5 protein-coding genes and 1 pseudogene are annotated in these 7,474 nt (G+C 35.9%); all 6 read right to left on the bottom strand.

Annotated features, from left to right (window positions below):
• Nucleotides 1-335: 335 nt before the first annotated feature.
• Nucleotides 336-473 (bottom strand): hypothetical protein, encoded by a 138-nt coding sequence (locus ACFPOH_RS11710; protein WP_390309785.1) that lies wholly within the window; start codon nt 471-473, stop codon nt 336-338.
• Nucleotides 474-580: 107 nt separating this feature from the next.
• Nucleotides 581-1,795: a diguanylate cyclase domain-containing protein gene (locus ACFPOH_RS11705; protein WP_390309783.1), complete on the bottom strand. Its 1,215-nt coding sequence runs from the start codon at nt 1,793-1,795 to the stop codon at nt 581-583.
• Nucleotides 1,796-1,860: 65 nt separating this feature from the next.
• Nucleotides 1,861-2,478, bottom strand: a complete 618-nt coding sequence (locus tag ACFPOH_RS11700; protein WP_342580826.1) for a flavin reductase family protein — start codon at nt 2,476-2,478, stop codon at nt 1,861-1,863.
• A 269-nt stretch (nt 2,479-2,747) separates the two neighbouring features.
• Entirely contained in the window at nt 2,748-3,194 is a 447-nt protein-coding gene (locus ACFPOH_RS11695; RefSeq protein WP_390309781.1) for an SgcJ/EcaC family oxidoreductase, read from the bottom strand.
• Nucleotides 3,195-3,402: 208 nt separating this feature from the next.
• Nucleotides 3,403-5,802 carry a DUF2357 domain-containing protein gene (locus tag ACFPOH_RS11690; protein WP_390309779.1) on the bottom strand — a complete coding sequence of 800 codons (2,400 nt, stop codon included), beginning with the start codon at nt 5,800-5,802 and terminating at the stop codon, nt 3,403-3,405.
• Nucleotides 5,774-7,330 (bottom strand): annotated as a pseudogene (locus tag ACFPOH_RS11685) (MrcB family domain-containing protein); the annotation flags it as partial. The pseudogene ACFPOH_RS11685 and the gene ACFPOH_RS11690, both read right to left, overlap by 29 nt.
• Nucleotides 7,331-7,474 lie beyond the last annotated feature (144 nt).

Raw genomic sequence — 7,474 nt, 5'->3', positions numbered from 1 at the left:
TTGCCTCCAGCTTCCTTCAGATTCCGCGTCACCACGGACACCCTTGCTCTTGGCTAACCTCTACTTCTGTCTTCGGGGTTCGGGACTTACACCCTATAGTTCATGTACATGCCGGGCGCACAAAAAATCGCATGCCCCAACTTGGGACATGCGTAATACCCGCCTACTTCCCCAATTCCCTCACTTGGACGGGAATCAAAGAATTTTCCAAACGGGGGCGCAAATGTTCATATTGGGATGGGAGCATCAACCGTTATATCAAGCCGATTGCAATATGTTGAATATTCCACCAGAGAAACCTTTTGAAAATAAGAAAACTGATAAGATACATCCTATCAGTTTTCCAATGGTTCTTTATCTTCCTGCCGGTTTGCGCTTTCAAAGGCAATTAATGCACATCCCAACTTTTTCTCCAAAGCCTGGATTTCCGCCAACTGTTCTTTGGATAATTGGGCATATTGCCAGTTTTCCATTCCCTTCACCTCATCAATAGTATAGACAGGAAACGGGAAATTCAATCCATCCCGTTTTAGCCGACCATATCCCGGCTTCTTAAAAACTCCGCACTTCTCACTTCTCCTCAACCTTCGTAAAACTGGACCCCATTTCTTTGACTTTTCGCTCGATATAAAGCTTGATCCGAACGGGATATAAGCGTTTTCGCATCAGTTCCATCCTGCGGGAAGATGGCGATTCCCATGCTGGAAGTAATAACAACCGATCGATCTCCCAATTGGTAAGGGACTTGAAAGATATCTTGCAGCCGCTTTGCCACTTCCACAAGCATTTGTTTTCCGCGGATATCCCGAATCAAAATGAGAAACTCGTCCCCGCCAATACGGCAAAGAACATCCCCTTCCCGCACATTCTTTTTCAACCGATCCGCAACCTTGATCAATAGCTCGTCTCCCATGTCATGGCCCAAAGTATCGTTCACTTGTTTAAAGTCATCCAAGTCGATAAACATGATGCCGAACATGGAATTCTTCTTGCCCGCTTCATCCATGATTTTTTTCATTTCCTTTGTAAAATGAAGCCTGTTCCAAACACCTGTCAGCGGATCATGGAATGCAAAATACTCCAGCTGCTCTTCATAAGTTTTCTTCTCGGTGACGTCCCTTATCACCCATTGATTCACATATTCCTGTTCAAACAAAACACGCCGAACCGTGATTTCAACCCACAATTCTTCCCCATCGATCCGCTTCACTTTTTCTGTCGCCGGCTCCCCTTCTTTCAGTGAGAGAGGGTGTTCCGTTTGAAGCAACCTCCCTATGGACGTCCCGATAATCGCATCTTTGGAGTCCGCACACACAATGTCAAGGGCAAGCTGATTCGCGTAAATGATGGTATCATCATTTGTCAAAAAAATGGCGTAAGGAAAATGGTCCAATAAATTGCGGTAACTTGCCTGGCTTAATTCCAGTTTTCGATGCATTTCCATATGTTCAGTAAAATCTTTGTACATCCCCACTGCAAGCACCTTCCCGATATTTACTGCACCATAGGAAGCCAAAATATCCAATATTTTTCCGTCTTTTCTTTTTCTTTTCGTTATATAGTGAGGGACATTCTTTCCGCTTCTTAACGTGTCCAATAATATTTCATATTCTTCTTTATTTTGAAAAATAAAATGATCGGGAGTTTTCAAATCCTTCGGTTCCCATCCAAGAAGCTTTGTAAAGGCAGGATTCGCCAATAAGATCCTGCCCTCATAATCAACGGTGAATAAGGCATCATTGGAGTTGTTCCATACTATTTCAAAAACACTGGTGTCAGATTGTCTATTAACCATTCATTTCTCTCTCCTAACGGACAAAAAAATTATCTTCCCAAAACACTATTGGAAAATAGAAGTTTTTACCTAGGTCTTTCCATGAAAAAAATATTTCCGATTGTGGCATAATTTGATCCAGCCAATCGGCAAATAGGATTAAACTCCCTTATTTTTATATGCGAATGGTCATAAATTTTTTCATCAATATGCACGAATACCACTTCACCTATAAACAAATCGCAGGCAGGTGTTTCGTCATTGCTCCCGCCTAAAGGAATGCCTTTCACAAGCTTGCATTCCATCCGCACTTTCGCTTCTTGTACACCGGGAACGCTGACAATTTCACTTTGTGCCGGAGTCATATTTGCAAATGCCAGTTCACTTTCACCGCTTGGCAAATTTGCCGCTGCGGCATTGAATTGCTCTATATTGTCATCATCCGCTATATGTACAACAAATTCTTGGGTTTCATATATGTTTTTTGCGGTATCTTTCATCGTTCCATTCTCTTTCCGCTGAACGGAAATCGAAATCATTGGAGGTTTTGCCGACACGATGTTGAAATAACTGAAAGGTGCTCCATTAATCACTCCATCAGTGGATTGAGTGGTCACCAAAGCAATCGGCCGTGGAATAATCGTACTAGTCAGTAACCTATAAATTTCTTTTTCTGATTGGTCTTTTGGATTAATGATAATCATTTTTACTCACCTTTTTTCTTATTCCATTGGATGTTTTTATTTTTTATAGTTATATTTTATTATATTATTATATAAAATTTTCCTTTGCTGAAAAAATTTTTAGTTTTTTTATGGGTATGACATCCTAGAGAGTTCAATTTTTTGGGAAGTAATATCTTTATAAAAAAAGTAAGCGCCAAATACCGCCCACGAGTTTTTCATGGACGTTATTTGGCGCTTACACATATATTGCATAGAACCTCATAGGATATTTTGGTTGCGTCGGTAAATTAAAGCGATTCCCTCAACTCTTTAGTCATTTCTTCCACCAATTCCGGTCTTCCATGGAACTGGGCTGGAGTGTTTTGAAATAATTCAATATACCAGACATCGTCCTTTTTCACCGCGACAAGCGTCTGATGGGCATTGACGGCAGGTTCGATTTCGGACTCCCCTGGTGGCACCATCCCGGCAATGGCACGCAAAAAGGCAACGTCTGCCCCTAAAAAACAGATTTCTTTGATTTTCGTAATATAAGGAGCCGTTGGATAGCTTTCAAAAATGGGGGCAAGATGCGAGAGAATCTCCTCCCTGCCGGTCGCGATGCTTCCATCGAATCCGATCTGCACCCCTTCTTCCCCAAACAACTCCGCCATTCCATCCGCATCCCGCCGATTCCATGCATCAATCAGTTTTTCATATAGTTTTTGGATTTCTTGTTTGCTGGACAAAGTCATTCCTCCTAAATAGTGAACAAATATAACTATTACCCTTCCAACACTTATTTCACTTTTTTCTATGGTTTAATAATAATCGAAAAATCTAGTTTTTTCGACATAAAACATGAAAATTCATTTCGACAAAATATGGAAATATCATTAACCATACAATTAAAGGTATAGGCGTTTTGGATGGAGAAACAAAATAAATTATAAAAGCTAGCAACTATATTTCAGTTGCTAGCTCTTTAAATATTTCAAAAAGATTTTGTTCTAAGTCACTTAATGAAATTTCTTTTATAACATTGCCGTTATATTCATAAAACAATGTATTTCTTCCCCAATAGAAAATGTGTCCCCGAAATTTAAAAGATGAAATCCTTGTTTTTTGCGTAATCACTTTTGTACTCAATTTAATTTCTAAATCACCTAATTTTTCTTTCAACATCCTACAAAGTTGGCGTTGTACACTATTGGTAAATAATAGTTCAGGTAATTTATATGCCCCATTATAAATATGTTCTTCAACTAAAATTGGTTCCGCTAATGTGTAACCATCTGATTGAATATCATTCAATGGTGATGGCCAGCCATCTACTTGAAAGATAATGTACTTATCTTTGCGAATAATGTTCTGAATTAAACTCTCATGATTGATGCCTTCTGAGGTACATAATGCAATTTTCTTCGCTTTATGCCAATATTTTGGTAATTCTTCATCCCTTATTTGAATTGTCAATTCTTTAGCATTTGTTTCAGGTACTACTAGAACATACGCTAAATCATCTTTATACAAAAATTCTTTAGTCCCTATTGGCAAAATCCCTTCTGCTTGTAGTTCATCTGCTGTTTTATTCAGCAAGTTATCGATGATAGTTTCAACTAAATTCGTAGCATTTGGTAAAAACGGAAGACCACCAATATTTACTTTTTCAATACTTTTATATAAAGGATGTTCTGTATATTTGTCTTGTTCATTCCACGGAAACAAAACATATGCGCCAAATGCTATTCTTTCAAAGCGGCCTTCATTTTCCTCAACGATGGCATCACGATACCTATGCATTGTATTGATATCATCTTCCATTGGTCCTGGCCCAGTATCACTTTCTTCAGTTCCAAAATTAATTCGATATTTTGCATCAAAAATATACATGTAGTTGTAGTCTCTACCTAGTTTTTCAATTATCAGCATCGTATCAGGGATTTGTCTTACCGTCGCATTTTTGCTCGTAGAATACTGATATTGAAGTTTAATAATCTCGCCTGTATTTTTGTGTTTAAATACTCTTTGTGCCCTACTATTTTCAGAGAGATTTACAACCAACCCATCATTGCTAACTTGTATAATATCTTGATTAATCTCTTCGCACTTTTCTTTCAAGATTTTACCTAATTTTAAAAAAGTCCAATATTCATAGAGCTTTGCAATATCTTTTATAGACATTTTATAGATCTCGCCACTTAAAATAATTCCTTTTGACAGAGTGGCATATATCTGATAGACATCTCGGTATCCTGGAGCCATTTGTAAAACCATACTCATAACTGAACGATCAAGATGGCCAATTTCTTGCCAAAATGGTTTTTTTAATTTTTTTGAAATCTCACTCTTCATTTTATTAAGAATATTAATAACTTGAGAATCAGGTTGCAGATCAAACTTAGGCTTTTGAATCACCTTCAATAAATTTTCTATTCGACTATAAAGTCTTTCTAAAGTCATTTTGACATAACGGTTTTCGTGAGTATCATTCGTATGATTTTTTTTCAATAGAAGTCCTTTTCGAGGCATAAGTTGTTTTCCATTTAGTGATATACCCTGTTTGACTTCCATAAATAAATTTCTATTTTTTCTTAAATAGGTTCGCCCCACAGAGTCTTGCCTTCTTAACCGATCTCCTCGTACCGCTTCATAGACAGTTACTAACTGATGATGGGGTTTTTGCTCAACAAAATTCACAGCTTTCATATAATCTTCAAAGTGTTTTTCAAGTAAACGATAAAATTCACTACCAGTTGGCTCATGATAAATCAGAGCAGAACCCTTTAAAAATGTTCGTTTTATAAAATCATAAGCAAGGTTATAAATTTCTTCACTGATTTCATTTAAAATTGCACGGTAGTCTTCCTTGTAATCCAATTTGGCTGGATACACTTCCATCACTACTGATAGAAGTGTATTCCCCTGTTCATCGCGAATTTCAAAATTGCTAAACCCCACTTCATTTTGGAAGTGAAGAACACCACTTAAAATATTCGTGTCCAAAACAGGACGAACGGCTTTTCTAAACCCCTCATATTCATGATAAAAATACACTTTTCTGTTTTCTTTCAAAGGCTTCACTTGCATTAAATAACGTTCATTTTCAAAGAAAAGAGGAAGAAAACTTTTTTCAGGTTGCTGTTCAATTAATTGCCTGCTTTTCACATCAAAAATCTTCACTGTCGCCGTTGCCTGGTTACAAGTAAAATGCATTGTTTCATTATGATCTATAAAAGATTTGTAGCTCTCTTGATTATAACGGTTTAGATCAAGGTCACCTGATATAGATAAATAGAGATCATCTGTTTTAATTGTTACTAACTGCTCATTTTTAAGCAGTCCAGAAGGAAACGAAGCCATTTTGATTTAACCTCTCTTGCATTTCTTCAATCTTTTTTGAACATTTTTCATATGATTCCAATTCTTTTTCTAGATTCAGTAATACATCGCGAACCACATTTTCTGTCCCACTAATACGTGGAAGGATTTTTTGCATAATACAAAAATCCATTGCTTCATTTTCCGAAAGTAACATTCCTGCTTCTTTGTTATGTATCATATAGAAGCATATTTCATCGCGGACTCGATAACCCACTTGAGCATAAATAGGCTTTAAGATTTCATTAATGTAGTTGATTTTATTTGAAACTTCTTTGATAAGTGACTCATGGGCTTCAAATACTTCTTTTAAAAAAATATAGTTAGCTTGAAGTGAATCGTTAGAAACTTTAATTGGGTCCATTTGTTGTCCTTCATTTTTAAATGAAGAGAAATTCATTAAATCAATATCATTAAATTCAATTGTATTTGCCCGGTCCAGTACTTTCTTACTAAAGGTATGAGTTGTCTCATCCATGTTCACTGTCCCAATCACATAAAGATTTCCTGGGAAGGTTAAAATTTTTTCTATCCCTTTTTCATCTTTATATTTAATTAAAGTAGATGAAGTATAGTTCCCAATTTCATCTTTTTTGCGACTTTCCATAACACTTAATACATCACTGAAGTAATACTCCACTCGGGCTAAGTTCATTTCATCAAGCAATACAAAATGGGGTAGTTCAGGATATTCTAAAGCATGTTCTACCATTTCCAAAAATGGTTTTTTCACAAAATTTCCCTTAATATCCTCATATCCAAGTAATTCTGAGCTATCACTCCAGTCAGGACGCACAGGAATTAATTTGAATTGACCATTACTTTCATTTGCTCCAATAGCTTCAGCAAATAATTGTATAATTTTTGTTTTACCAGTTCCCGAGATACCGGAGATAATAACAAAAGGTTTAGTTCTTAATGATAAATATAGATTTACAATGTTTTCATAACTATAATAGAAACCTTTATTTGTAATATATTTATATATTTGATCCAATACTTCTTTGCTAGTTAAATTCATAATAACTTCGGTTATATTACTATTATTATCCAAATCTTCTTTCACTTTACCTTCTGCTTTTTTAAAGTTAATAAAGTCTTCATATAATTTCACCATTTCAAATAAATCCTTAATTAATACCTCATCGGGAGGAATATGATCTTTATCATACTCGACATAAACCGCTACTGAATCTTCATATTGTTTTGCTAAATTGCCTTCACCAAGTTGAATTTTGGGATCATATCGAAATTGTGTGTTAGAAGGTAATATACTTCTAATTTCTTTTTTGATTTTCTCTATTTCAGTTTTGGAAGTTTTTGTAACTCCTTGAGCAAAAGTCAAATATACTTTTTTCATATCCTCGCTGAAAAGATAAACTAGATAATATCCACTTTGAGTAGAATTTGTAATTTCAGTATTCATTATTGCAATCCAAGGAACACTTGCCCAATTTCCTACTCCAACCGAGCCATCAACTTTATACTTTTTATTTGAGCATTTTGCACATTTTTCAACCCAAGAGCCATAAGGTTTTCTAAAGCATAAAAAAGGACTTCACCCCTTATTTGTAGAATTTTGAAGTGACCAAACCACAAAAATCCATAAGGAGGAAGTCACTTTGTATATTCTACAAGAAAGTCTATTTTCCTT

It is taken from the genome of Ureibacillus suwonensis (assembly GCF_042655065.1).
Taxonomy (GTDB): domain Bacteria; phylum Bacillota; class Bacilli; order Bacillales_A; family Planococcaceae; genus Ureibacillus; species Ureibacillus suwonensis.
Note: the sequence above shows the minus strand (reverse complement) of the source record. Positions and strands in the feature narration are given on the sequence as shown.

Coding starts and splice junctions, on each gene's coding strand:
- ACFPOH_RS11710 (WP_390309785.1), bottom strand. CDS start 473: ATGGAAAACTGGCAATATGCCCAATTATCCAAAGAACAGTTGGCGGAA.
- ACFPOH_RS11705 (WP_390309783.1), bottom strand. CDS start 1,795: ATGGTTAATAGACAATCTGACACCAGTGTTTTTGAAATAGTATGGAAC.
- ACFPOH_RS11700 (WP_342580826.1), bottom strand. CDS start 2,478: ATGATTATCATTAATCCAAAAGACCAATCAGAAAAAGAAATTTATAGG.
- ACFPOH_RS11695 (WP_390309781.1), bottom strand. CDS start 3,194: ATGACTTTGTCCAGCAAACAAGAAATCCAAAAACTATATGAAAAACTG.
- ACFPOH_RS11690 (WP_390309779.1), bottom strand. CDS start 5,802: ATGGCTTCGTTTCCTTCTGGACTGCTTAAAAATGAGCAGTTAGTAACA.